We start from the raw sequence: 25,136 nt of genomic DNA, 5'->3' as shown, positions 1-25,136 counted from the left end.
CGCGGCGTCGTTGAATGGGCGCCGTCGCAATGGGAATGCGACGGTCTTTGCGCTGGAGTTGCAGCGGGCGGTGGGTTCGGCGCTGGCGCAGAAGACAAAGAAGAGCGGCAGGGTCACGGTGGTGTTCGCAGGCGCGGAGCAGGGCGAAGCGTGGAGCGAAGCGCTGGAGATTGCGCGTGCGCATCGGTTGCCGATGATATTTGTGGCGGAGGCGCGCGAGGAGGATGCGCGGGCGCGCGGCCGCAGCCGCAAAACGAACGGGGCAGAGCTCGAGCCGGGGACGGAGATGGCGCGCATTGTTGTGGATGGGCACGATGTGGTGGGCTCGTATCGAGTGGCATATGAGGCGATTCAGCGGGCACGCAAGGATCGCGGGCCCACGCTGATTGAGTGCACGGCGTTTCAGGTTGCGGGGCAGCGACGGAAGGATGCGGTTGCGGCGATGGAGAGCTATCTGCGGGGCAAGGGGTTGCTGGAGCGCGGAGCTAAGCGGCGGAAGAGCTGAAAATCCTTGGCTTGTGGGGGGCTTGTGGTTTCCTGCCCTGGCGACAGAGAAAAGTCGCGAGGATGGGGCACGGGGCTGCCCTGGCGGACGCTCAGGTGGCCGATGGCCGGCTTATTTGGCGCGGGGGTGGGTGCGGTCGTAGACCTGCGTGAGTTGCGCGGTGGTGAGCTGGGTGTAGCGCTGGGTGGTGGAGAGGCGTTCGTGGCCGAGGAGTTCCTGGATGGCGCGGAGGTCGGCGCCTTCTTCGAGCAGGTGGGTGCCGAAGGCGTGGCGCAGGGTGTGCGGGTGTACGTCTGAAGGCAGGCCGCGGAGCATGGCTACGCGCTTGACGATGCGGCCTACGCTGCGGGTGGTGAGGCGCGCATTGTGGCCGGGTTTTCCGAGGCCGCGCAGGCGTAGATTCAGAAGCAGGGCGGGTGATTTGGCCGCGGTTGACACGGCGGCAAGGTGCGCGCTGCGTTCGGCGAGATACGCACGCAAGGCATACGCGGCGGCGTCGCCCAGGGGGACGAAGCGCTGCTTCTGGCCTTTGCCGCGGACGAGAATGGCTTCGTTGGCCCAGTGGATGTCGTCGATGTTGAGGCCGATGAGTTCGGCGTTGCGCATGCCGCATCCATAGAGCAGCTCGAGGATGGCTTTGTCGCGCGCGGGCCAAGCCGCGGCGTCTTTCTCCACGGTGTCGACCACACGATTCATCTCTTCGATGGAGGGCACGCGGGGCAGATGCCTGGGCAGCCGGGGCGTGGAGACGAGCGCAGCGACATTCATCTGCACGCGGCCGGTGCGGGCCAGCCATTTGAACCAGCTGCGAATCGAAGCGAGTGCGCGCGCGGTGGAGGCCTTTGACAAGCCACGATCGTAGAGGGTGCTGAGGTAGGCACGGATGTGGGTGTGCTCGATGCGGCCGGGCGTCTGATTGGCGCCATAGTTCTGAATGATCCAGCTAGCGAAGCTGTTGAGCTCGCGATGATAGGCGCGGAGGGTATGCGCGGAGGCGCCGCGTTCGGCGGCAAGCACGCGCAGGTATTCAGAGACGAGCCCGGAGAGAGAAGTGCTCCCATGGTTCTGAGGCTGCGCGGAAGGTGGAGCGTCCGGCTTGCTGGTCATGACTGACGCGGAGGTCATGCAGTTTCCTCAAGCGAATCAGAGGAGGGCTGGGTGGTTGTGTCAGGGGCTGCGGGTTCCGGGATGCGGCGTGTGGCGCGGGGATGATGCAGGCGATGCACGGCCTTGAGGCGGCCGAGGGCGAGATGCGTATAGACCTGAGTCGTGGAGATGTCGGCGTGGCCGAGCATCATCTGCACGCTGCGCAGGTCGGCGCCGTGCTCGACCATGTGGGTGGCGCAACTGTGGCGGAGCATGTGGGGGCTGGCGTTGTTGTTGGCAGCCTTGACGAGATGCCACACCCACTGGCGGGTGAGCGGCATGCCGCGCAGAGAGAGAAAGAGGCGCGCGGAATCAGCGGGTTTGTTGGTGCGCCGGGTTTGGATACGGGCCAGATGAGGCCGGCCCTCGGCGAGATATTTCTCGATGGCTTCAATAGCGACGGCGCCGATGGGAATAATGCGCTCCTTGTCGCCTTTGCCGAGGACCTGCACACGTCCGGCATCGAGGGAGAGATCGCTGGTGGAGAGGCCGACAATCTCGGAGACGCGCAGGCCGCCGGCATAGAGCAACTCGAGGATGGCGCGATCGCGGAAGGCGGTGGCGCGGGCCTGGGGATGCGATGCGGCGAGCGCGGCGCGTTCGAGCATTTCGTTCACTTCCGGCTCGGCGAGCGACTTGGGCAGAACCTTCCAGGACTTGGGCGAATCGATGTTGACGGTGGGGTCGTGATGGATGCGGCGATCGAGCAGGAGCCACTTGTAGAAGCCGCGGAGGCAGCTCAGCTTGCGCGCGGCCGTGCGTGAATCGATGTTGTGGGTGCGCAGGTGTTCGAGGAATGCGGAGACATCCTGCTGGGCGGCGCTGAGCAGCACGCCGTGGCGGCTTTCAAGGAACTCGGAGAAGGTGCGGAGATCGCAGAGGTAGGCCTCGCACGTGAGCGGCCGCAGCCCTTTCTCCACGCGAAGGTAAACCTGGTAGTCCTTCAGCAGCGCCTGGTTGCCGGTGACATTCACAACTCCGATTATGGGCTTGAGTGAGTGCGCGCGACCGCTGGCGTGATGCGGACCGAACCACGTTTATCAAGGAATCAAAGGGAGCAATAGTACGGGAGTACCGGTTACGGAGCGATGTGTTGGCGCAGCAGGCGCTGCATCGCGCTTTCGATGACGGGGATTTTGGTTTCGCCCTTGAAGTGCGCGGCGATGTTGCCGTGGCGGTCGATGAGGAAGGTCACCGGCAGCCCCAAGATCCTGCCATAGGCTTCGCCCAGTTGCTCGTCGCCCATCAGCACGGGGTAATTGACGTGGCGCTTGCGGGTGAGCGCGAGGACGGGCGAGGAGTCGTCGTCCATGGAGACGCCGATGATTTGCAGGCCGGAGGGGCCGTAGCGGGTCTGCCAATCGACGAAGTGGGGCATCTCGATCTGGCAGGGCGCGCACCACGTCGCCCAGAAGGTGAGCAGGACGACTTTGCCGCGATAGGAGGAGATGTTGACGGGTTTGTGGTTGAGATCGGTGCGGACGAACGGGGGTGCGGGTTTGTGCAGAAGGGGATCGGCCGGCTGCGCGGCGAGGAGTGAGCACGCGAGCAGGGTGAAGGCGAGGGATCGGGCGAGGCGGGCGGCAGGCATGTTTACTTTTGCGTGGGATAGCCTTTGCTGACCCAGTCATCACCGAAGTTGCTGGCGAAGTAAACGACCTTCACGTTGGTGAAGCCGAGGTCGTGAAGGCGCTTGTAGGCGGGGCCGACGTTGGGGCAGCGATTCCAGGGGCAGCAGCCGCAGTAGAGGACGAGGAACTTGTCTTTGGGCAGCGCGGAGACGGTTTTCTCGAGCAGCGCGATGCCGGCAGGCTGGGAGCCGGGCCCGGCGTACTGCGAGTTGGGGATGTGCGCCTCATTGAAGAAGACATGCGAGCCGACCTGGAGAACGATGGGTGCGTTGGGCTGGTCGAGGAGTTTGGCGAGGTCGGCGGGCTGGATGAGTTGGGCGGTTGGAACGGTGGTGGCGCTGAGGGGGGACGAAGACTGCGCCGGGATGAGACGCGGACATGCGACTGCAAGGACGAGAAGAAGAGCAGGAAGACGCATTAAGTTACCTCGTGGCGGAAAGATCACGTATAGCAGGGGGGTGGGAAGGGATGCAAACGGGGTGTTTGGGATAGGGGGTGAACAGCAGATTCCCTGCGGGAATGACAGACAAGAAGAGCAAAAGCAGGAAGAAAAGCAAGTGCAAGTGCAAGTGCAACAGCGGGTCCTTCGCTTTGCTCAGGATGACAAGGTTTTGGGGTTGGGGAGTGAGTCCATTTTCTTCGTTGACGAGGTTCGTGGTCTGCCACTGTCGCCAGAAGAAAGGCGACAGGATGCGGCACGGTGATTCCTTTCGGAGGCAGCCATGTGAAAGCTTGGCAAGCTTTCAAGCTGAGCTGTTGACGTGCTGTTGATGTGCAAAAAGAGTGCATATGGAAGAGAATGGAAGGGACAACATGGATGATGAGGAACCCAGAGTTTTGACAGCCATAGGATCGCAAGCGGGTCAGTGGACCCGGGAAGAGCTGGAACAGAAGATTCGCGATACCGCGCCGCGGGTGGCGGTGTTTGACTGCGACGGCACGCTGTGGGGCGGGGACGCGGGCCTGGAATTTATGGAGTGGTCGCTGGAGCAGGGCATCGTTTCGCGGTCGACCGCCGACTGGATCGACACGCGTCACCGGGCGTATCGCGCGGGCGAGGTAAGTGAGATGCAGATCTGCGGCGAGATGGTGCAGATCTACGCCGGGCTGCGCGATGAGGAGTTGAAGCGGGTAGCTGCGCAGTATGTGAGCGGGTTTGTTCTGCAGCGGGTGTTTGTTGAGATGGCGGACATCATTGAGGATCTGCGGCGCCGCGGGACCGAGATCTGGGCGGTCAGTTCAACCAATAAATGGGTCATCTGCGAAGGGGTTCGCCGGTTTGGCATACCCGAGAGCCGCGTGCTGGCCGCCGCGGTGGCGGTGAAGGATGGCGTGATCACCAACGAGATCGTCGATGTGCCTACGGACGAGGGCAAAGCGATTGCTTTGGAGAGGGTGGGTCTGCCGAGGCCCGATGCAGTGTTCGGGAACTCAGTGCACGACCTGGCGATGCTGGAGATGGCGGAGCATGCGTTCCCCATCAACCCGTCCGCGGCGCTGCTGGAGACGGCGTTGCGCAAGGGATGGGGCTACTACCGTCCAGAAGCTGCCCCAACCGGTTCCAGTGACATCACAGGGTTATGAGCGACTTTTCGATTGGATGATAGCGGCGCCGAGGGTACTCACTTTGACACCGCCGTGTATCAGCCATGACTTCGCCTATCTTTTGGCTCCGGTAGACTAGGTTCGTGGAACAGGCTCCCCAGAACGGGCACACCAAACCGGCCGGGCCGGCGCTGCGCTTTGTGGCTGCGGCGCTGATTGTACGTGGCGGCGAAATTCTTATCTGTCAGCGGCGTCCAGACCAGCCGATGGGACTGCAATGGGAATTTCCGGGGGGCAAGATTGAGCATGGCGAGAGCGCTGAGCAGGCGCTGGCGCGGGAGCTTGACGAGGAGCTCGGGATTGAGGCCGAGATTGGTCCGCGCGTCACTCATATCCGCCATAATTATCGGCACGGAGGCGCGGTGGACCTGCAGTTCTTTGCCGTGCGCGAGTTCAAGGGAGAGCTTGAGAACCGAATCTTTGCGCAGTTGAAGTGGGCGCGCTTAGAAGACCTGCCGGGATACGATTTTTTGCCTGCGGACAGAGGGTTGATACGCGATCTGGCATCCGGCAAGCTGCTGTGAGCGATGCGGACTCGCATGGCAGGGGCTAAAGCCCAAGGCACTATGTGCAGCTTATCGGCCCGACTGAAGTCGTGGCCCTTGTTACAAGGCTCCCTACTCGGGGCGCTTCAGCGGGCCGTGAAGTTGTGCCCTTGTTACTGAGCCTTCGAGGTGGAGTTCTTCCGCAGCCTGTTGCAACCACAACTCTCCAGAAACGAGTGGTCGAACTGTTGGGAGCCTGGCGGTAGGATTCCTCGGAGTGAGGTGCTAAGCTGGGTTGCGGAATCGGCTGAAGGACTGGGCGATCAAGGCCGTTCAAGGCTTGGCCGGCCAGAAGATCCTATATTCAATCCCCTCGGCTCCCGAACCACAAGGAAGAATATTCCGAATAGATGACGTCTTGTCGATCCAAGACCGTGTTTCTTTGTTGCCGCTGGTTGCGGCGGAGGGGGGACTTCGGAGGCTTGGGGGGGAGACGCTTTGCGGGGATCGTTGTATGTCTCGCGATGGTCGCGACAACCTGGGCGCAGAACCGGCTCTCTGAATATGCCGTGAAGGCGGCCTATTTGTTCAACTTTGGGAAGTTCGTGCGATTTACCTCAGCGGACACGGCTGCCAAAGGCCAGAGCTTCGACATCTGCATTGTGGGTGAGGATCCGCTGGGTCACACGCTGGATGACTTGACGGCGAACGAGCGGCTGGATGACAAGCCTGTCCGGGTTGTCCGAGTGAAACGCGCTGAGGAGGCGGGGGACTGCGAGATCGCCTACATCAGCGCCGCTGAAGGCACGCGTATCACAGGCGATCTCAATGCACTGCGCAGCCGGACGGTGCTGACGGTGAGCGATGCGCCGGATTTTCTTCAGCATGGCGGAATGATCCAGTTCCTTACGGTCGAAAAACATGTTCGATTCGCCGTGAATCTGGATGCGGTTCGAGCGGCGCAGCTCAGCTTGAGCTCGGAACTGCTGCGGGTAGCGTCCTCGGTCAAGGGCGGGAGTTCGGCGGGGGTGCGGCCATGAATCGCTGGTCTGCACAGTCGATCTCCGGGCGGCTCACCGCGCTGGTGCTGCTGGTGAGCGGAATCGCGCTGTTGCTGGCTTACATATCATTCCTGGCGTATGACTTTTACACCTTGCGCCACAATCTGAGGGAGTCTCTCGAAACGCAGGCGAACATCATTGGGATGAACTGCGAGGCGGCGCTGCTTTTCGACGACCAGAGCGCAGCCGAGACCACTTTGTCGGCGCTGCGGGGCGCGCCTGCGGTGTTGAGCGCGGAGATTTATCGGGTGGACGGGCGTCCTTTTGCGAGTTATACGCGCGGCCCCGCGGGTTACCAGACGATTGCGCCAAGGCTGGCAAAGGGGCAGGAGTCCGGCTTCTGGATTCAGAATGGCGCGGTCCTGCTGGGGCAAACGATTCGGTCCGATGGGAAGGTTATCGGGTCGGTTTACATCCTGGATGAGACGGGCGAGCTGGCGCGCCGGGCGCGGGAGTTTGGACTGCTTTCAGCATGCATTCTGCTGGTGTGCTTTGCGATCGCTCTGATGGCGACGTCGGCCATGCGAGGGGTGATTATCCGGCCGCTCGAGAACCTGGCGGAAACGGCGCGGGTTGTATCGCGACAGAGGGACTACTCGGTGCGGGCCGAGATTCCGCGTCGCCGCGACGAACTGGCATTCCTGGTGCAGTCGTTCAATGAAATGCTGGATGAGATCGAGAAGGGCCGAGCGGTGCTGGAGCAGAAGGTTGCGGAGAGGACCGCGGAGTTGTCCGCCGCAAACCGGGAGCTCGAGGCGTTTTCTTATACGGTCGCGCACGACCTGCGGGGGCCGTTGCAGCAGGTTTCGAATATCGGATATCTATTGCAGTCGGTGGGGGCGGCGGGGCGGCCGGATCAAGAGAAGGACTTGCTGGACAAGCTGGTCAGCGCGATTAACCGGATGTCGACTCTGATTGAGAATTTGCTGAATCTGTCCCGTGCTTCGAGTATACCCCTGCAGCTTAAGCCCGTGGATCTAAGCGCTATGGCGAAGGTGATTCTCGACGGCCTGGTGCAAGGCGACGGACGGCAGGTTGAATGCGTGATTGCCAAGGACTGCGTGGCGGTGGCGGATGAAGGGCTGATCACGGTGGTGCTGGACAATCTGTTGCGGAATGCGTGGAAGTATTCCTCGCGGCGGAGTCGTGCGCGGATCGAATTCGGGTGCCGCGACGAGGGGGAAGAGACGGTATTTTTCATCAGGGATAACGGGGCGGGGTTTGACAGCGCGTATGCGGCGCGGCTGTTTCATCCTTTCCAGCGGCTCCATTCGCAGGCGGAATTTCCCGGCACGGGAGTGGGTCTGGCGACGGTGCACAGAATCGTTGCGCGGCATGGCGGCCGGGTGTGGGCCACGGGGGTGGTGGACCAGGGAGCGGAGTTCTCTTTTACGCTTCCTCAAAGCCGGAGCGCCACCAATGATAACTAAGTTTTTACCGACTCAGATGCCCGCGGACAACCTGAGACAAACCAGTCCGCATCTCAGCCTGCATCCCCCCGGCGAAATTCACCCAGGATATCCGCAGCGACGCCGTGCTGTCCCAAATCCAGTTGAGAATCGGAGCCCGATGTTCTCGCCGCCCGCTCAAGCAAGCCGAATGGCAGTGAGAATCCGCAGCTCGTTCTCTATTGGCTCGGTGCACGGTGCGGCTTTCTGGCCGCGGATGGGCATCGTGACGAGACGGGAATGGCTGACCCTGGCAGCCGCGCTCACGCTCGTCAGCCAGGGTGTGGGTGCGCAGGGGCCTTCTTCCGGCGATTACCAGGGTCCGTTGAAGACGTTGAGCCTGGAGCAACTCGGCAATCTCGAAGTTACGACCGTTTCGAAGGAGCCGGAGGCGGTGTGGAAGACTCCCGCGGCTATCTACGTGATCACGCAGGAGGACATTCGGCGGTCTGGGGCCAGTACGATTCCTGAAGCTTTGCGTCTCGCGCCTGGCGTGGAGGTGGCGCGCATCACGACGGGCGAGTACGCCATTGGCATCCGTGGGTTTAACAGCCGGCTTTCGCGCTCTGTGCTGGTGCTGATTGACGGCCGCACCGTGTACACGACGTTTACCGCAGGTACATATTGGGAGACCCAGGATACGCTTCTGGAGGATATCGATCGCATTGAAGTCATTCGCGGGCCGGGCGGTACGATCTGGGGTCCGAATGCGGTGAACGGCGTGATCAATATCATCACGAAGAACTCAAAGGACACGAAGGGCGTGTTTGCGGAAGCCGGCGGCGGCAATGTGGAGCAGGTATTTGGAAATGCCCGCTATGGAGCAGGCAACGGCAAAGGGTTCTCGTACAGGGTATATGCGAAGGGCTTCAGCCGGGGACCACAGTACCACGCGGACGGCGACAACTACGATGACTGGCGCGGCGGCCAGGGCAGCTTCCGGATGGATTGGAACGGGAGGGCAAGCGATCACTTCCGGCTTCAGGGGGACGTGTACGGGCATGACTTCGGGGAGCGAGTCAGTGCTACCACGTACGATCCTCCGGCCACTTCCGTCCTTGATGGGTATGCAACTCTCTATGGAGGCAATGTTCTGTGGAGCTGGCGGAGGGTGCAGGGGGCGGGACGGGATTTTCAGCTTGTTGCTTCTTATGAACACGCTACCCGGAGCGAGTTGAATTTCGGGGATATTCGCAATACCGGAGATTTCGATTTCATCGATCGCTTTCCGATGCCTCGCCAGGAGGTGTCATGGGGAGGCACACTCCGCTTCAGCCACGGGAGCGAAGTGGAGGTGTTTTCGGGGCTGACGTTCACACCGTCGCACCGGACCGACCAGCTTTATCAGGGATTCATCCAGGATGAAATCTCGGTGGTAAAGGGCCGGTTGTCTCTTACTCCCGGGATCAAGGTTCTTAAGACGAATTACACCGGGGTCCTGGCGCAACCAGATGTACGTCTGCTGTATACCCCAACGGCAACGCAAACGCTATGGGCGGCATACACACACGCGTTGCGGACCCCGGCCGACGTCGAGCGCGACTTTAATCTTTCCAGCTTTCTGGGCTACTCCAATGGTCTGCCGGAGTTCGCGCGATTCAGCGCCAATCCAAACTTCAGGCCGGAGCAACTGAACGGCTATGAGCTCGGCTATCGCCGTCTTGCGGGCACGAAGTTCTACGTAGACATTGCGGGGTTCTACAACCACTATGGCGACCTGTTCAGCGAAGACCTGGTGGCGGCGCCCTATATCGAAACGGATCCGGCTCCCACGCACATCCTGATTCCCGCGCAATTCGGCAACGGACTGGTGGCGACGACGGGAGGGCTGGAAGTGGCGCCGGAGTGGCGTCCCAGGCCCTGGTGGCGCCTGCGCGGTTCCTATTCATACCTCGACCTGCACGTGATGAGAGCCACGAACTCGAAGGACATCGGCACGGCACGCGTTTTTCAGGGGTCGAGCCCGGGGAATCGGGCGATTCTGCAGACCGGCTTCGATCTGCCGCACTCAATCAACGCGGACATCCAGGCACGCTATGTGGGTGAACTGCCGGGCATCCAGGTGGCCGCGTACTGGTCGGGCGATGCTACGATCCGTTGGAATCCGGGGCGCCACATCCATTTGACCGCGGTGGGGCAGAACCTGCTGCAGCCGCATCATGTGGAGTTCGTCTATGATCCCGGGCCGGCGGTGGGGATCCGGCGCGGGTTTTACGGGAGTATCAGCTTCAGCAAGTGATTGCGGACGGGTGCAGGCAAGAGTGCCGGGATACCCCCGCAGCGCTCTGCCGGGAACAGCAGATTCCCTTTGGGAATGACAGGAAGAAAAGCAGCGCAAAGCAAGTTTTTCGCTTCGCTTCACGCAGCGACAAAAAAGACAAGGTTTCCGTGAAGTTCATTTTCGCGGAGCGTGGTAGACATCGACTTCATCGCGAGTGAGGATGGCCACCTCGCCGGAAGGGGAAACGGCATAGCCGGCGGAGCTGGCGGCCGGGTCCCTGGCCTGGAAGGTGAACAACCTTTTGCCATCGTTGCACCGGTAGATGATCAGCTCGGCGGACTGCAGATCAGCGGGGTGGAACGGCTCGCCGGGGAGAGCCGGTGTCTCCGTCTTGAAGATGCGCACCGCGAAGGTTCCGGGGAGGCCTCCCGCCCCTGCCGCATGCCCCAGCTCTCTCAAGTACGAGCCTCCGTGCAGCAGGGGTCGTCCATCGGAGCGAAGGACGCGGTATTCGCGCGCGCCGTTCGACTTGTCGCAGGTGACGAGGAAGAGGAGGTCGGGCGGCAGGCTGGAGACTTGCGGCGCACAGGTCGATTCGAAGTGCGCCAGCGTCTGGACGGAGTGATCCCAGTTCCGCAGCTGGAGGTTGTAGCGCTTCCTTGGATGACCTTGCTGCGCAGACGTCAGGTAGAGGCTGACCTGTCCCTCGTTGAGCAGTACCGGGGGGAGGCGGTCAGAGTTGGCGAGCACCGAGCCGATGGTTTCGAAGCGATTGTTCATCAGCAGGACCTGCATGTCCTCAATCGGGTCCTGCTCGAACTGATCGGCAAGTTTGGCGTGCAGTTCAGGCGTGTGGCGCTCGCGTATCAAGCCCAGCGCGAGGAGCTTTCCGTCTGGGGAAACGCGCGCAAAGCCGAGGGGGCCGGAGAGCCGGAGCCGCTGCTCAATCTGCAGGTCGGCGCTGTAGATGCGCATCTCATTATTGGCATGCACGAGCACGCGATTACCGGGTAGTTGCCACAGGAACTGACGATGGTCGGTGAGCTGCCAGTCGGCTGTGCGCAAGGTGGCGTGCTTTGCCATGTCAATGAGGACGGCGCGGATGATCCTGACGCAGTGAGACTCGCCGGCGGCGGCAAAGCGCGGCACCAGCGTGTGCGGATTGAAGGTGACCAGGAGTTGGGTGGGGCTGAGCCATGCCAGCGCTTCATCGTCGCTGGGGGCGAAGATTTCGCGATTGGGCCGCGACACATAGCCCAGATCCCGGAGAGAGACGCTGCCGGCGTAGACCTGATCGGTGTCAGTAGTCGCAACGGCCGCGGTACATGCGGGTGGCGCGCACACGTCGAAGGTAGCGGTCTCGGGCGTGAGAACCGTTACGGGTGGTCTCTCGAGAAAGACTTGGGCTGCCGCCGTGTCAGGCGCCGCGGGCAAAGGCGCAGCCAGCAGCCGTGCCGGGCGCAACAGCATCCGGGAGCGAATCTCGATGTGAACATCGGCGCTTCTGTTGCTCACCAGAGAGACGGGATCGGAGCCGGTACCGGGGGTGAGGCGCAGGCCCGAGATTCCGCGCATTCTGGTCGCACGCAGATCGGGAAGCATGTCGCTGCCTGGTGCGGCGGTGTGAAGCTGAATGGTCTTCACTCCGATGGTGGAGGGATCAGGGAGCTCGGTGGAAAGCAGTCCTGGCGCATCGCCTTCAGAACCGAGCGATTCAAGAATCAGTTGATAGGGTTCAAGGCCGGCATCGGTGCATTCGGCGCGGTCGAAGGCCAAAGCGATCTCCGACGGTGTGGAGTGCGAGCGAGGCACCGCGCTACGCACGGTGGCGGTCAGTGTGGCGCCGCGGCGAAGGCGGCAGCCGGGGCCATTCCAGTCGCGCACAACGCGAGCGTAGATGGTGTCGCCGGCCTGGGCGCCCTGAGCAGTAACACGGGTGAGAAGTTCCGCTTCAACAGGCTTGGCGGAGGCGGGAGGCACCTGCGCGTGGAGGCCAGCTGCGGCTGCAAAGACAGATATGCCGAGGAACGCACGAATCGACACAAGACCCCCTGAGAGGGCACCTGAGAGAGAGAAGACTGCAGGCTTTCTTGCTCTGGGTTCTGTCGGTCGCGGCTCTAGGGGGAGACTTTGCGGAGAAGTACGGCCGCGTACAGGGAAAGGATAGCCCCGTTAAGGCAAGCATTGCCTGGCGAGAGGCCAGACGGTTTGATGCTGCTACGCAGCGCTTCCGTACCATCAAAGGCGGGGGGTGGGAAGGGAAGCATCGGCGGCGATTACTCGCCGCGATGCTGGAGGTTGGTGGCGTTGTCAGGCCCCAGATCGGTGTGCGGATCGGAGCTGGTGTCGCCGGGGAGGCGGGTCTTGAGGGGCTCCACGCGCAGGCCGGACCCGGTCTCGCTCAGCTCTGTGCCGACCAGGGGATCAGAGCCGGCATACATGTTGGGGCTGGCGGTGATGTCGTTGCCGTGGGGATCGATGAGGCCGATCTCCGGAGCGAGCTCGCGCGAGGGGCGGTCGTTGTACTCGGGATCGGATTCCAGGGTCTTGCCGACGTGGCGGACGGCGGAGCCGGCGGACTGGCTGGCGGAGGCGGTGTCAGGGACTTCCTTTTCCGATTGTTTCTGTTGAGGCTGGTTTTGACGGTCGGACATGAGGTCTCCTCTGGCGTGTCGGAAGCGGTGCGGGCGGGGGGAGTTGCTTAGAGGCGGGGAGTATGGAATAGGGAGCAGGGAATGGGAGTGCAAGCATCTTTGACTGCGGAGGGGCCCATCTCACCGGATCTGGAGGGAACCATGGCGAAGGAGAAGCAGGATGAGGCGGAACGCAGGGAGCCGTCAGGGTTTACACCGCGAAGCGGCGGGCTGACCAGCGAGTACGCGCGGGAGCAGGGCTGGGATCTAAATGAAGAGCAGCGGGTGAAGACGCCGACCGAGAAGCAGGAGTACGACGGCGGGCGCGATTATGACTACGGCGCCGAGGATTTTGGAGATACGGCGGTGGATACCAGCGAGGCGCAGCCTACCGGGAATGAGCTGGGGACTGGTAAGACGAAGGAGTGACGGCCGAGGATGCCGAGGCTGGCCGGGTTCGTGGCTTCCCACCTTCGCGACAAAAAGAAGTCGCGAAGATGGGGCAGGGGGCATTGACGGCGGAGAAGAGAATGCACCGCGGAAGTTCGCGTCGTCGCTCCGCCTCAGGCCAAAACGGTGGAGTAGGCGAAGCCGGCCTGGATTTGGGCGGCTTTGCGTTTTTTGAAGCGAGCCTGGGCCTCTTGCGGGGTTGCGCAGGACTCGTCGTTGTATCCCTTCCATTGAATCTGCTGCTTTGAGGCGGACCAAGCCGCGTGTATCTCGCGTACGAGGAAGCGCGGGGCGGCAGCGTTGCCAAGATCGAGCAGGCGGAGCTCTACCAGTTCATGGTCCTTGACGGGGAGATGGGGCGCATTCGATTTCCAGAGAATCTCAACCATGGGTCAATGATGTCCCGGTCGGTCCAAAATGGCTGTGAGCTGGCTCACACAAGTCTCAGCCGCACACCTGATCAGTGGCCGGGCAGGATGCCCCAGAGCATCACGCCCGTCATGCCGATGACGATGAGGCTGGTGGTCCATGCGATCACGTTCCAAAGCCGCGAATTTTTGTGCTCGCCCATGAGATCGTGGCGGTTGATGAGCAGCAGCATGAGGATGATGACGACGGGGAGAAGGACGCCGTTGAGAACCTGGGAGAGGATGGCATAGCTCACGAGCTGGGCGTCCGGCAGGATGAGGACGGTGATGGCGCCTCCGGCGATGAGCAGCGTGTAAAGCCAGTAGAAGAACGGCGCCTCGCGGAAGCTCTTGTCGACGCCGGATTCGAAGCCGAGGCCTTCGCACACGGTGTATGCCGTGGAGAGGGGCAGGATGGATGCGGCGAACACCGACGCATTGAATAGCCCGAACGAGAAGAGGATGAAGGCGTAGTCGCTGGCCAGGGGGCGCATGGCCTCGGCGGCGTCGGCGGGGACGGCGAGGTCCTGCATGCCGTGGACGTAAAGGGTGGCGGCGCAGGCCACGATGATGAACCATGCCACGATGTCGGTGAAGAAGCTGCCCACAATGACGTCGAGGCGCGAGGCGCTGTAGTCCTTTACGCGAATGCCTTTTTCGACGATGGAGGATTGCAGATAGAACTGCATCCATGGGGCGATGGTGGTGCCGACGATGCCGATGGCGTCGTAGATGTAGTCCTTGTTGCTCCACACGGTGCGGGCGGGGAGATTGACGGTGGCGAGCAGGGCCTCGTGCCAGCTGGGCTGGGAGAGCACGCCGGTGAAGATGTAAGCGATGTAGACCAGCGATGCGACGAGGAAGACCTTCTCCGTGGTCTTGTAATTGCCTTTTACGATGAGGAGCCAGACGCCGGCCGCGCTGATTGGTACGGAGATGAATTTGGTGACGTGGAACAGGTGCAGCGAACCGGTGATGCCGATGAACTCGGTGACCACGTTGGTGTAGTTGACCACCACCAGCACCACCATCAGGATGAAGGTGAGGCGGAGGCCGAACTCCTCGCGGATCATGTCGCTGAGGCCCTTGCCGGTGACCACGCCCATGCGGGCGCACATCTCCTGCACCACGATGAGGGCGACCGTGATGGGAATGATCATCCAGAGCAGGGAATAGCCGTGCTTGGCGCCTGCGAGCGAGTAGGTGAGGATGCCGCCGGAATCGTTGTCGACGTTGGCGGTGATGAATCCGGGGCCGAGGACGGCCAAAAACAGCAGTATCCGGGTTCGCCAACGCTTGAACATGCGTACGGATTCCTAAGGTGGATTCATGTGTTCCTCAAAGACCATAACAGGCCGGGGCGTGGGGGGGTGAAACGCCCGCCTGGCGCTCCGGGAAGAAGTGCGGCCTTGTGTGTACCAATGTACCAAGGTATATTTATCTGCATGGCACAGGAGAAGGATCGGGAAGCGGTAGAAGTGGAGCGGGTGCAGACCGGGGTGCGCCTGGAAAAGCGCATGCTGAAGGTGCTGAAGGCGTTGGCTGAGCAGAAGGATATGACGCTTGGCGATCTGCTGGAGGGCATCGTGCTGCATGCGTTTGAGGGCAAGGCGCCGTTTTCGCAACAGACGCTGAAAGAGATCGAGCAGTTCAAGACGCTGTACGGAATGACACTGCGGGCGGCGGATAGCCACAACCTGAGGGAGAGGCGCAAAAGCAGGGATTAGCCAGTGGTCAGGGGAAGGGCAAAGAACAGCACGATAGAGGTAGCGATGAAAGCTCTTGCGAGTGTCGCGATGGCGGGTGTGTGTGTGGCGGCGGCTGCACAAAACGTAACGGAGCGCGCGCATGCGGAGACGAGCTTCGATCTTCGAGTGAAGGCGCCCTACGCCGAAACGGCGAAGCTGTTTGGGCCGGAGGGGGAGCGCGCCTGGGCAGGGAAGCACTGGGACCCGCAGTTTGTGTACCCGGCTGAGCCGCGCGATGAGCAGGGTGCGGTGTTCACCATCCAGCATGGCCCGCTTACCGCGGTGTGGGTGATTGCGCAGCACGACGTAGAGGCGCGGCATTTTCAGTATGTCTATATCCTGGGCGATCTGATGGTGTGCACGATTGATGTGCGGTTTGCCGAAGCGGGCGCGAACGCGACGACGGTGCATGTGACGTATGCGCGCACGGCTGTGAGGGCGGAAGGCGATGCGCACGTGGCCACGATGGCCGAGGGGGACAGGCGCGCCGGAGCGGAGTGGCAGGCGGCAATCGATTCGCACCTGTCCGATCACAAGAACCGGTGAGCGGTGGTACTCGCCCCCGAACCCTGAAGTGGACTAAGATGTTCCCGTTCGGATTGGGGGCATTTATGCGGTGCTCGGTTGGCGTTCGCTGCGCCTGGACGGGGTTCCTCGCGATCTTTTTGATCGCCGTCGCAGGATGCGGAGGCGGAAGCTCATCCAGCATCACTCCGCCACCTCCGCCGGTGTCTGGGGATTCCGATACGAAAGCCGACGCCCTGCTGAAGCAGATGACGCAGGCTGAGAAGCTTGCCATGGTAATGGGCGGAGTGACCTCCGGCGGCGGCACTTCGACGGTGCCCCACGGGGCGGCGGGATGGGTGCCGGAGAACACGCGGCTCAAGATTCCGGCGCTGTATCTTGCAGACGGAAGCGTGGGCGCAGGCAACCGAGTGGGGCAAGCCACGGCTCTGCCTTCGTCCATTGCCAGCGCGGCTAGCTGGGATCTGAGTGAGGCCGCGAAGTACGGAACCGTGATCGGCACGGAGTTGGCCGACTACGGAATGAACGTGAACCTGGGCGGCAACATCAATTTGATCGGCCGCGAGCCGCGCGACGGGCGCACGTTCGAGACCAAGGGGGAGGATCCCATTCTTGCGGGCAAAATCACCGCGGCTCACATCAAGGCGATCCAGGCGCAGCACGTCATCGGCGGCATCAAGCATTTTGCGTTCAACGATCAGGAGTCGGGGCGCACCACGGAAAACGTGATCGTGGATGAGCGCGCGGGGCGGGAGAGCGATCTGCTGGCGTTTGAGATCGGCGTCAAGGACTCGAATGTGCAGAGCGTGATGTGCTCGTACAACCTGACCAACTCGCAGTATGACTGCGAGAACAAGCACCTGCTGAATGATGTGTTGAAGGGCGACTGGAAGTTTCCTGGTTTTGTGATGAGCGACTGGTGGGCGACGCACAGCACAGTGGACGCGGCCAACAACGGCCTGGATCAGGAGCAGCCGAATCAGCAGTTTTTCGGAGGGCTGGGCGCGGCTGTGACGGATGGGAAGGTGTCGCAATCGCGGCTCGACAACATGGTGCATCGCGTATTGAGGGCGATGTACGAGGTTGGAATCTTCGATCACCCGCAGACAGTTCAGCCCATTCCTGCCGGTGCGGATGCGAATATCGCGCAGGAGACCGAAGAGGCGGGCGCGGTTCTGCTGAAAAATGCGAACGGACAGCTTCCGCTGAACGTGTCGACGGTGGGGTCGATTGCGGTGATCGGGTGGAAGGCGGATGTGGGGGTGCTGTCGGGCGGAGGCTCGGCCCAGGTGCAGCCGGTGGGCGGCGGAATTGTGGGGCCCAAGCCTTGCCCGCCATGCTCGTCGTCGCAGGTCATCTGGGACCCCTCATCGCCGCTTCAGGCTATTCAGGCAGCGGCTCCCGCGGCCAGTGCGCAGTTTGCAGACGGGACCGATGCGGCGGCCGCGGCAGCCCTGGCGGCGAAGTCGCAGGTTGCGGTGGTGTTTCTGAATCAGTGGGCGGCTGAAGGGATGGACGAACCCAGCCTGGCTCTGACGGATTTTACCTCGGGGATGAACGTCGATCAGGATGCACTTGTGGAAGCTGTGGCTGCGGCAAATCCACACACCATCGTGGTGATTGAGAGCGGGGGGCCGGTGCTGATGCCATGGCTGGATCATGTGAGCGCGGTGTTGGAGGCGTGGTATCCAGGGCAGCGCGGCGGACCGGCGATTGCGGACCTGCTGTTTGGTGTTGTGAACCCGTCAGGAAAGTTGCCGTTGACCTTCCCGGCCAGCGACGCGCAATTGCCGCGGCCGGTGACGGCGCAGCCGCCGGACGCGTCCACGCCGTTCGACGTGAAGCTCGATGAGGGATTTAACGTGGGATACAAGTGGTTTGACGCACAGGGATTGACGCCCCTGTTTCCTTTTGGGTTTGGACTGAGCTACACGACGTTTCCATTCTCGAACGGCGCGGTGGCGAACAATCTGACCGCGAGCAATCCAAACTTCAAAGTGACGTTCAGGCTGACGAACTCCGGGAGCGCAGCAGGCGCGGAAGTGGCGCAGGTGTACCTGGGAATGCCGGCAGAGCTCGATGAGCCGCCGCACCGACTGGTGGCCTGGAAGAAGATTTCGCTGGATGCGGGCGCGAAGCAGGATGTGACCATCGAAGTGGATCAGGGCGATTCGTCCCACCCCATGTCGTACTGGGATACGGGAAAGAGTGCGTGGGTGGTGGCTCCGGGCACATACACGGTGTTCCTGGGCAACTCATCCCGCGCTTTGACGCCGGTGGGGACCCTCAGTGTGCCGTAAATGGGCGCCGGGGAGGACGATGCTCCCTGGTCTATTGACATGGGTCGACCTGCGCATCTACAAAGCCCTTTGATTCTTTGATTGAGGAGAAATGCTGATGAGCGGAGTGAACCGGCGACGGTTGCTGGGTGGGATTATGTCGGCGGGAGCGGTGGCGGGACTTGCTGGAGCCGGCGCTCCGGTGTATGCGGCAGGCGAGGGCAGCGGCGAGATTCCCGAGGGGTTGCTGGATTTGGCGCGGCTGCGCACGTACAAATCGCGGCGCTCGTCGAGCTGGGATCGCAGCGGCGGAAACGGCGATGCGGTGATGGTGGCGCCTGGCAAATCAGCGACGCTGCTGGATGTAACCGGCGCGGGTGTGATCACGCACGTCTGGTTCACGATCAACTCTGAGGATCCGCATCATCTGAAGAACCTGGTGCTGCGCATGTGGTGGGATGGGGAGCAGTCGCCGTCGGTGGAGGCGCCGATTGGGGATTTCTACGGGCTCACGCTGGGCGAGTACTTCACCTATCAATCGGCGCTGACAACGGTTGCCCCGGTGAAGGCGCTGAACTGCTACTTCGAGATGCCGTATGCGAGCGCCGCGAAGATTACCGTGACGAACGAAGGCAAGGCGCCGACGAACAATCTCTACTACGCGGTGGATTTCGTCTCTCTGGCTTCGCTGCCGGCGGATGTGGGGCGGTTCCATGCGCAGTATCGTCAGGCTGCGCCGGCCAAAGGCTGGACCAACGACTGGCGGGGCAACGGGGACGCGCAGGTGAACAGCAAGCCGAACCTGAACGGCGAAGGCAATTACGTGTTCATGGAGGCGACCGGGCGCGGGCACTTTGTCGGCGTGCAGCACGGGGTGCTCCAGAACCAGAATCAGTGGTTTGGCGAAGGCGACGACATGATCTTCATTGACGGTGATCCGAAGCCGGTGATCAATGGGACAGGCACAGAGGACTACTACAACGGCGCGTGGGACTTCGGGCTGCAGGCGTTTGCCTACCCGCATAACGGCGCGCCTTACATGGTCGATCCCGAGCGAATTGGCGGACGGTATTGCCTGTATCGCTGGCACATCGAGAGCCCCATCACGTTCGAGAAGTCGATCAGGGTGACGATGGAGCATGGCCACGCAAACTGCCGGTCAGACAATTTCTACACGGTGGCGTACTGGTATCAGACGGAGCCGCACATGCAGTTTCCTGCGTTGCCAAGTCCGGAGGACCGGGTGCCGAAGGTGTTTGCGGTGGGCGGGCCGGGGGCGGAGAAGGCGAAGGAGTAGGGAAAGAGGGACAGAGTTACAAAGTTGCAGAGGAGGCGGGGTGTGAGCTGTCGCTCTCGTGCTCTGTGCTTTGTCCCTTATTGCTGCGGCTGGGTGGGTTGTGTTGGTTGCGAGGGTTGCGTGGGCGATGTGATGGGGGTAATGCCAGTGCCTGAGTTGATGCCGGTTCCGGTGCCGGTTCCGCCGGCGGGCGTGCCGATGGTGCCGGCGTTTCCTCCCTGCATGGTCATCTGATCCATCATCGTGGAGTAAGTGAACTCCCACTGGTTGTAGTGGTCCTTTTTCTTGTAGATCAGGAGCGACTTTTTGTCGGAGGCGGGGGTGACGCCCATGATGCCGCCTCCGCCGAGGGTCTGGCCGGAATTGCTGGCGTCGGTACTTCCAAACAAGCTGCCTGACTGGCTGCCGTTGCTGGCGTCGGTTCCGGTGCCGGTTGTGGTGCCGGTGGTTGGCTGGGATCCGCTGCTATTTGTAATGCCGGTTCCGGTGGTGGTTCCAGCCCCGGTTCCGGTTCCTCCCACCACAGGTTGTGTGGGGTTCGCAGGGTTTGTTCCGCCCAGAACGTTGCTGCCTGTCTGACCGGGTTGTGTGCCGAATGTGCTGCCCTGCAGGCCGTTGCCGCCGCTGGGGCCGGTGCCGGCGAGCGGGCCGCAGCCGCTCGTGGGGCCGAGGGGCTGGCCGAAGAAACCCATCGCTATGGGCGCTTTGTTCTGGCAGTATCCGATCGTCTTCCAGTCGTCTTTGCCGGTGATGGGGTCGATGTAGCGCTTGCGCAGAAAACGAATTTCGTTGGTCTTGACCAGGGCGTCGATGCTGGGCGGGTAGGCATTGAACTTGCGGTAGTAGAGCTGAATGGCGCGGATGTATTGCTTGCCGCGGCGCATCGTCTCCACTTCACGGTCGCGCTGGATGTCGGCGGCGATGCGCGGAGCGGCGATGGCGAGGCCGATGACGAATACGGCCAAAAGGATCATGACGCCAAGCAGGATATAGCCGGATTCTGATGGCTTGCCGGTTGAGGTGCGAGGCGGGATATCCGCAGGGCCTCCCACCCTGTCGGCAAAAGCAAAGACGCCGGGAGGGTGGGGCATCTGCGTCTCGAGGTGGGGCTCCTCAGTGTCAAGGTGCGGCTCCCGGAAAATCCGGTGTTCCTCGTCTCCCACCCTCGCGCCGGAAGAAAGGCGCAGGGATGGGGCACGGGAGGTTCTTTCATGAGGCAAGCGGGTTGGGGAAATGTTGACCACTGTTATCAAGGATGCGCGGGCTACTGCATAAGTGGCAAGCTCTGCGTATTGTTGTAGGCCAGGTCAGTGACCTGGATGCTTCCCGGTGAGATGCTGCCAATCTTGTAGCGATGATCGACGACCTCGCCGGGCTTGGCCATGAAGATGTCGTCGCCGTGGACCAGGAAGGCGCGGATGTTCGACTTGTCCTTCGCCTGCGAGTAGCCAAAGTACTTAAGGTCGATGGGCGGAGCCTGCGGAGGTGGTGGGGGAGTATTGTCAACCACGGTGGGTCCGCCGCGCGGGTTGACGATGGGGGTTTCAATCTTTACGGGCGCCGATTCCGCGGAAAAGATGTTGCGGCCGGTGCCGGCGTACACGACGTCTTCGCTCTGCGCCAACTTGTCCAGATGCAGGGTAGGGTCGATGTTGTCGCTGCTGGTGACGCGCTGCGCTTCAGGCGCCTCAGTGGTAGCCGGACCCGGCACGCTTGCCGCAGTCGGGGGGGTTGCCGTTGTGGTGGTCGCGGCAGGAGCAGGCGTGATGGGCCGCGGTTCCGGCGTGGAGCCGCCAAAGTATCCGCGCAGTTCCCAGATGGCGAGGGGAACGATAAGGGCCAACATCGCGGCCAGGATGATTACCTTCTTCTTGTCTTCGGTTCCGGACTTCATTGCGGCTGCGCCTCCTGTCCTGCAGGAGTGTTGTTTTGCTGCTGCTGCGGAATGCCGCTGGCGGCAGCGTCCGCCGGACGCAGCCACGTGGAGAGCTGCAGGCGCAGGTTGACGGCGCCGCCCTGCTGGCCCGTAAATGCCATGCCGCGAATGACGAAGAGGATTTTCTCGCGCTCGAGCGAGTTGATGAAGCGCATGATCTGTGGGTATTCGCCGGTGATGCCCGCGTCGAGCGTGATCTCAGAGAGGTTGCTCTGCGGCGGCTTTTGCGCGTAGTTCAGGCGGGTTTGACGCACGCCGGACTTGGTTTCGAGCTCGCCGATGTGGACATCGATTTCCGAGTAGCTGTGCGGGATGCGCTTTGCGTAGAAGTCTTTGATGTCGATGCGGGTCTGGTCAATGCGTTTATCGAGACCGCGCAGCGGGGCTGTCTGCAGTTCAAGCCCTTTGAGCTGGACCTGCTTTTCCGAAAGCGCGTCCGTGGTGCGCCTGCTGGTGACGGCCCAGTCCAGCGCAAAGCGCGTGGCGAGCACGATCACGACCGCCAGTAGCGCCGCGAAGCCCACGTAGTGCCATGTGAGCGGGGAGGCGAGCCGCTCGCGCCAGACCTCATTGGTCTTTGCGTTCATCGCGGACCTCCTGCGGGGTGGTTGGGAACGCCCAGCTGAACTGGGTTTCGAGCCGGGCGCGGAGCTGCGAGATTTGGCCTGCGCTGACGGCCAGATGAGCCGGTGCGGGGTGTTGCGGACGCGGGTGTGGAGCCAGGTTCGGTGGTCTGGGTCGACTTGTCGGATTTCTTTGCGGCAGCCATGCGCTCGCTGGGGCCGGCGGGGTTGTAGTCGGCGAGGAGATCGAAGTTGACGCGGCTGGACATGCTGACGGGCTCAACCTGCTGGGCTCCATTGCCGCTGCTCTCCGCGCTCTCGCCGGTGATGCGGGGCTGCAGGAAGCGGCGGGAGTGCTCCAGGTTCGAGACCAGCTCGACGGCCTTGTCGCGCGGACCGACCACGCGCATGCGCACGGTGATGTGTCCGTCCTTCTTGTCGACGATGGGCTCGAGGGTGGTGACCTGCACGCCGCCGGGAAGAACGGACTCGAGGTCCTCCATGGCCAGAGTCCACGAGAACGCCTTGGTATCGATGAGGCGATTCAGAGAGGATACCTGGTCGAGGACCGCGGCGTTGTCGGGCTGACGCATCATGATCTGGGCCTGCTGGCGCTCCTGATTCACCTTGGCGATGGCGCCATCGAGAGAGTGCTCGCGGGCACGCGCGGCTTCAGCGCGGTTATGCAGGAAGTGCAGAGCCACGGCGAGCGCGATGGCGACGAGGGCCAGAGCTCCCATTCCGATGCGCAGGCGTCGCAGCGCAGGACCCAGGTCAGCAAACGGCCTGGTTGCCAGGTTTACTGCGATGCGCATCAGGCGACTCCCGCAAGTGCGCCGGCAACTCCGGCGAATCCGATGGGACCGAGCGGCGTGACAGCGCCGGTGGCCGGGGTGGGAGTCGTCTCCACCACATCAAGGTCCATGTCGCTGATGGCGCGCGCAAACTCCTGCGCGGGCACCGCTCCTGCGTAATGCAACTGGCGCGGCGCGCTACCCACCTTGTCTTCAAAGTAGGCTGCGGCCACGGCGATGTTGCGCTGCACCTCAGCCACGCGCTGCTCGTTATCCACAGGCAGGTCAAGGGTGCGATAGAGCAGCAGGTCATTGCCGCTCACGATGGAGGTGGTGAGAGCCGTGCTGCTCAGGTTCACAGCCAGCGCGGGTTCGGAAAGGGTGAGAGCCGCAAGGGAAGCGAGGGTGGAGAGCAGCACCACGCCCGGTTCATAGCCGGCAGCTTCGACAGCCGCCTCGTACTCAGACAGAACGGTTCGCGGGATGATGGTGACCAGTACCTTGACCGCGCTCTCGCCTGCAGCTGGGTTATGCGCGAGAACCTGGTAGCTGAGGGCAGCGTGCTCCACCTCGAAAGGAACCATCTTGCGCATGCGAAACCGCAGCACGGGATTGACGACATCCGGGTCTTTTGAGATTGAGTCGAAGTCGAGGACGAAGACACGGGCCGCGGTGTCAGGAATGATCAGGGTGATGGATCGGCTGCGGGGCGAAACCTGGTCGAGCGCGGAGCGCAGCGCCTGAACGACAGCGTCCATGGTCATGATGTTGGTGCCGGCGATGCCCGGCGAGAGTGCGCCGGGCCGCAGGGGCGCGAATGCGTAGACGGGTGCGGTTGTGCCGCCCGGAATGGCAGCTGCGAGCACGCCTTCGGGCGTGAGCTCGACCGCGGTGTGCGGGCGAGCCGCTGCAGGCGCGGCAGTAAACGAGAATTTCTTCGAGAGCAGAGCCACTATCTTGAGGCCTCGATGAACGTAACTTTGTTGATCTCTTTGAGTGTAGTAATTCCGTGCCGTACGCGGTCAATCGCGGACTCGCGCAGGAAGCTCATGCCTTCTTTCTGGGCTAGCTTGCGGATCTCCGACGTGGGCTTCTTATCGAGGATGAGTTCGCGGATGGGATCGGTAAGGTCGAGGAGTTCATGGATGGCGGTACGGCCACGGTAGCCGGTCCCGCCGCATTCCATGCAGCCAACACCTTCGCGGAAGTCGAACTCGAGCCACTCCTCGGGTTGGAGCCCTGCGGCCAGCAGGGTTTCCTCGTTGTAGCGCACGGTGTGGGCGCAGTAGTCGCAGATGGTGCGGACCAGGCGCTGCGCGAGGATGCAGTTGAGCGCGGAGACGAAGTTGTAAGCCTCGACTCCCATGTTGAGGAAGCGGCCGAGCACGTCGACGACGTTGTTGGCGTGGACGGTGGTGAAGACAAGGTGGCCGGTGAGCGCGGAGTTGATGGCGATCTGCGCGGTCTCCGGATCGCGGATCTCGCCGACCATGATCTTGTCCGGATCGTGGCGCAGGATCGAGCGCAGGCCGCGGGCGAACGTCAGTCCCTTCTTCTCGTTGATCGGGATCTGGGTGATGCCGCGGAGCTGGTACTCGACCGGATCCTCGATCGTGATGATCTTGTCCTCGACGCTCTTGATCTCCGACAGCGCCGCGTAGAGCGTGGTCGTCTTGCCGCTGCCGGTCGGGCCGGTGACCAGGACCATCCCGTACGGCTCGGCGATGTACTTCCGGAACCGCTTCAGCTCGGCGTCCGGGAAGCCGAGGATGTCGAGCCGCAGCTCGGTGAACTGCTCGCTGATCGACTCCTTGTCGAGAATACGGATGACGACGTCCTCGCCGTGCGCGCTCGGCATCACCGAAACGCGGAAGTCGATGGTCTTGCCGCCGAGCCGCAGCCGGAAGCGGCCGTCCTGCGGCACGCGCTTCTCGGCGATGTCGAGCTCCGCCATGACCTTGATGCGCGAGATGATCGAGCTGTGAAACTGCTTGGCGATCGGCCGCATCGCCGACTGCAGCACGCCGTCGATCCGGTACTTGACGTAGACCGCGTCGTCGGCGGTCTCGATGTGGATGTCGCTGGCCCGCCGCTGGATCGCGGTGTAGATCGTCGTGTCGACCAGACGGATGACCGGACTCGTGTCGGTCGTCATCTTGTCGACCGAGAGCTGTTCGTCGCCGTGCTCGTCCTCGCGCAGGATCTGCAGCTGGAAGCTTTCCGTCGCTTCCTCGAGCACGCGCGTCGAGCTCTCGCTCTTCTTCAGAATCCCCTGGATCGCCGACGGCGCCGCGACCAGCACCCGGATCGGCGCGCCAAGCAGCATGCCGAGCTCGTCGATCATCGGCAGGTCCCGCGGATCGCTGACGACAATCGCCAACGCCGCCCCCTCGCGGCGGTAG

General features: G+C 62.4%; 25 protein-coding genes. 11 read left to right on the top strand and 14 right to left on the bottom strand.

The window, feature by feature from the left end:
- Positions 1 to 505: thiamine pyrophosphate-dependent enzyme (locus VGL22_RS10340; RefSeq protein ID WP_465266837.1), on the top strand; the 505-nt coding region annotated here is incomplete at its 5' end.
- Between the two features lie 111 nt (positions 506 to 616).
- On the opposite strand, the gene VGL22_RS10335 is transcribed toward VGL22_RS10340, so the two are convergent.
- The 4 genes from VGL22_RS10335 to VGL22_RS10320 all read right to left on the bottom strand — a co-directional run bounded on the left by VGL22_RS10335 (position 617) and on the right by VGL22_RS10320 (position 3,700).
- A complete protein-coding gene (locus VGL22_RS10335) occupies positions 617 to 1,630 on the bottom strand; it encodes a tyrosine recombinase (RefSeq protein ID WP_465266836.1) in 1,014 nt (337 codons plus the stop codon).
- Complete coding sequence (locus VGL22_RS10330) at positions 1,627 to 2,625, bottom strand: site-specific tyrosine recombinase (protein ID WP_465266835.1); 999 nt, start codon at positions 2,623 to 2,625, stop codon at positions 1,627 to 1,629. Before VGL22_RS10330 ends, VGL22_RS10335 begins: the two co-directional genes overlap by 4 nt.
- Before the next feature lie 104 nt (positions 2,626 to 2,729).
- A complete protein-coding gene (locus tag VGL22_RS10325) occupies positions 2,730 to 3,242 on the bottom strand; it encodes a TlpA family protein disulfide reductase (RefSeq protein WP_465266834.1) in 513 nt (170 codons plus the stop codon).
- Between the two features lie 2 nt (positions 3,243 to 3,244).
- On the bottom strand, positions 3,245 to 3,700 hold the full coding sequence (locus tag VGL22_RS10320; protein ID WP_465266833.1) for a rhodanese-like domain-containing protein: 456 nt from the start codon (positions 3,698 to 3,700) through the stop codon (positions 3,245 to 3,247).
- Positions 3,701 to 4,119: 419 nt separating this feature from the next.
- Between VGL22_RS10320 and VGL22_RS10315 the strand changes: the two genes are divergently transcribed.
- From VGL22_RS10315 to VGL22_RS10295, 5 genes are all read left to right on the top strand, one after another.
- Positions 4,120 to 4,866: an HAD family hydrolase gene (locus VGL22_RS10315; RefSeq protein WP_465266832.1), complete on the top strand. Its 747-nt coding sequence runs from the start codon at positions 4,120 to 4,122 to the stop codon at positions 4,864 to 4,866.
- Positions 4,867 to 5,027: 161 nt separating this feature from the next.
- Positions 5,028 to 5,411, top strand: coding sequence for a (deoxy)nucleoside triphosphate pyrophosphohydrolase (locus VGL22_RS10310; protein ID WP_465266831.1), 384 nt, complete (start codon positions 5,028 to 5,030; stop codon positions 5,409 to 5,411).
- Between the two features lie 485 nt (positions 5,412 to 5,896).
- Complete coding sequence (locus VGL22_RS10305) at positions 5,897 to 6,412, top strand: TOL_0243 family YfiR-like periplasmic protein (RefSeq protein ID WP_465266830.1); 516 nt, start codon at positions 5,897 to 5,899, stop codon at positions 6,410 to 6,412.
- Positions 6,409 to 7,863, top strand: a complete 1,455-nt coding sequence (locus VGL22_RS10300; RefSeq protein ID WP_465266829.1) for a sensor histidine kinase — start codon at positions 6,409 to 6,411, stop codon at positions 7,861 to 7,863. Before VGL22_RS10305 ends, VGL22_RS10300 begins: the two co-directional genes overlap by 4 nt.
- A gap of 169 nt (positions 7,864 to 8,032) precedes the next feature.
- On the top strand, positions 8,033 to 10,120 hold the full coding sequence (locus VGL22_RS10295) for a TonB-dependent receptor plug domain-containing protein (RefSeq protein ID WP_465266828.1): 2,088 nt from the start codon (positions 8,033 to 8,035) through the stop codon (positions 10,118 to 10,120).
- 156 nt (positions 10,121 to 10,276) lie between these two features.
- On the opposite strand, the gene VGL22_RS10290 is transcribed toward VGL22_RS10295, so the two are convergent.
- Together VGL22_RS10290 and VGL22_RS10285 are read right to left on the bottom strand one after the other, a co-directional pair.
- Positions 10,277 to 12,145: a hypothetical protein gene (locus tag VGL22_RS10290; protein ID WP_465266827.1), complete on the bottom strand. Its 1,869-nt coding sequence runs from the start codon at positions 12,143 to 12,145 to the stop codon at positions 10,277 to 10,279.
- Positions 12,146 to 12,378: 233 nt separating this feature from the next.
- The gene (locus tag VGL22_RS10285) at positions 12,379 to 12,756 is read right to left on the bottom strand and encodes a hypothetical protein (protein WP_465266826.1); all 378 of its coding nucleotides are present in this window, start codon (positions 12,754 to 12,756) and stop codon (positions 12,379 to 12,381) included.
- Between the two features lie 141 nt (positions 12,757 to 12,897).
- On the opposite strand from VGL22_RS10285, the gene VGL22_RS10280 reads away from it, so the two are divergent.
- Positions 12,898 to 13,164: a hypothetical protein gene (locus VGL22_RS10280; protein ID WP_465266825.1), complete on the top strand. Its 267-nt coding sequence runs from the start codon at positions 12,898 to 12,900 to the stop codon at positions 13,162 to 13,164.
- A 134-nt stretch (positions 13,165 to 13,298) separates the two neighbouring features.
- Here VGL22_RS10280 and VGL22_RS10275 read toward each other — a convergent pair whose 3' ends face one another.
- Both VGL22_RS10275 and VGL22_RS10270 read right to left on the bottom strand, forming a co-directional pair.
- Entirely contained in the window at positions 13,299 to 13,574 is a 276-nt protein-coding gene (locus VGL22_RS10275) for a hypothetical protein (RefSeq protein ID WP_465266824.1), read from the bottom strand.
- Positions 13,575 to 13,645: 71 nt separating this feature from the next.
- Positions 13,646 to 14,896 carry an NRAMP family divalent metal transporter gene (locus VGL22_RS10270; protein ID WP_465266823.1) on the bottom strand — a complete coding sequence of 417 codons (1,251 nt, stop codon included), beginning with the start codon at positions 14,894 to 14,896 and terminating at the stop codon, positions 13,646 to 13,648.
- Between the two features lie 141 nt (positions 14,897 to 15,037).
- On the opposite strand from VGL22_RS10270, the gene VGL22_RS10265 reads away from it, so the two are divergent.
- The 4 genes from VGL22_RS10265 (at position 15,038) to VGL22_RS10250 (ending at position 19,441) form a co-directional block, all read left to right on the top strand.
- On the top strand, positions 15,038 to 15,319 hold the full coding sequence (locus VGL22_RS10265; RefSeq protein ID WP_465266822.1) for a hypothetical protein: 282 nt from the start codon (positions 15,038 to 15,040) through the stop codon (positions 15,317 to 15,319).
- 45 nt (positions 15,320 to 15,364) lie between these two features.
- The gene (locus tag VGL22_RS10260; RefSeq protein ID WP_465266821.1) at positions 15,365 to 15,886 is read left to right on the top strand and encodes a hypothetical protein; all 522 of its coding nucleotides are present in this window, start codon (positions 15,365 to 15,367) and stop codon (positions 15,884 to 15,886) included.
- 65 nt (positions 15,887 to 15,951) lie between these two features.
- Complete coding sequence (locus VGL22_RS10255) at positions 15,952 to 18,165, top strand: beta-glucosidase (RefSeq protein WP_465266820.1); 2,214 nt, start codon at positions 15,952 to 15,954, stop codon at positions 18,163 to 18,165.
- Between the two features lie 97 nt (positions 18,166 to 18,262).
- A complete protein-coding gene (locus VGL22_RS10250; protein WP_465266819.1) occupies positions 18,263 to 19,441 on the top strand; it encodes a glycoside hydrolase family 172 protein in 1,179 nt (392 codons plus the stop codon).
- A gap of 77 nt (positions 19,442 to 19,518) precedes the next feature.
- Here VGL22_RS10250 and VGL22_RS10245 read toward each other — a convergent pair whose 3' ends face one another.
- The 6 genes from VGL22_RS10245 to VGL22_RS10220 all read right to left on the bottom strand — a co-directional run.
- On the bottom strand, positions 19,519 to 20,532 hold the full coding sequence (locus tag VGL22_RS10245) for a hypothetical protein (RefSeq protein ID WP_465266818.1): 1,014 nt from the start codon (positions 20,530 to 20,532) through the stop codon (positions 19,519 to 19,521).
- Between the two features lie 173 nt (positions 20,533 to 20,705).
- Positions 20,706 to 21,335, bottom strand: coding sequence for a hypothetical protein (locus VGL22_RS10240; RefSeq protein WP_465266817.1), 630 nt, complete (start codon positions 21,333 to 21,335; stop codon positions 20,706 to 20,708).
- Positions 21,332 to 21,964 carry a hypothetical protein gene (locus VGL22_RS10235; protein WP_465266816.1) on the bottom strand — a complete coding sequence of 211 codons (633 nt, stop codon included), beginning with the start codon at positions 21,962 to 21,964 and terminating at the stop codon, positions 21,332 to 21,334. The genes VGL22_RS10240 and VGL22_RS10235 overlap by 4 nt, the downstream gene beginning before the upstream one ends.
- Positions 21,961 to 22,755, bottom strand: a complete 795-nt coding sequence (locus tag VGL22_RS10230; RefSeq protein WP_465266815.1) for a fimbrial assembly protein — start codon at positions 22,753 to 22,755, stop codon at positions 21,961 to 21,963. The genes VGL22_RS10235 and VGL22_RS10230 overlap by 4 nt, the downstream gene beginning before the upstream one ends.
- Positions 22,755 to 23,687: a type IV pilus biogenesis protein PilM gene (pilM, locus tag VGL22_RS10225; RefSeq protein WP_465266814.1), complete on the bottom strand. Its 933-nt coding sequence runs from the start codon at positions 23,685 to 23,687 to the stop codon at positions 22,755 to 22,757. The genes VGL22_RS10230 and pilM overlap by 1 nt, the downstream gene beginning before the upstream one ends.
- The coding region (locus tag VGL22_RS10220; protein ID WP_465266813.1) for a GspE/PulE family protein at positions 23,687 to 25,136 on the bottom strand (1,450 nt) is incomplete at its 5' end. The genes VGL22_RS10220 and pilM, both read right to left, overlap by 1 nt.

This window comes from Occallatibacter sp. (genome assembly GCF_036502485.1).
Lineage (GTDB): Bacteria > Acidobacteriota > Terriglobia > Terriglobales > Acidobacteriaceae > Telmatobacter.
The sequence above is the reverse complement of the archived record's forward strand: the minus strand, read 5'-3'. Positions and strand labels throughout refer to the sequence as shown.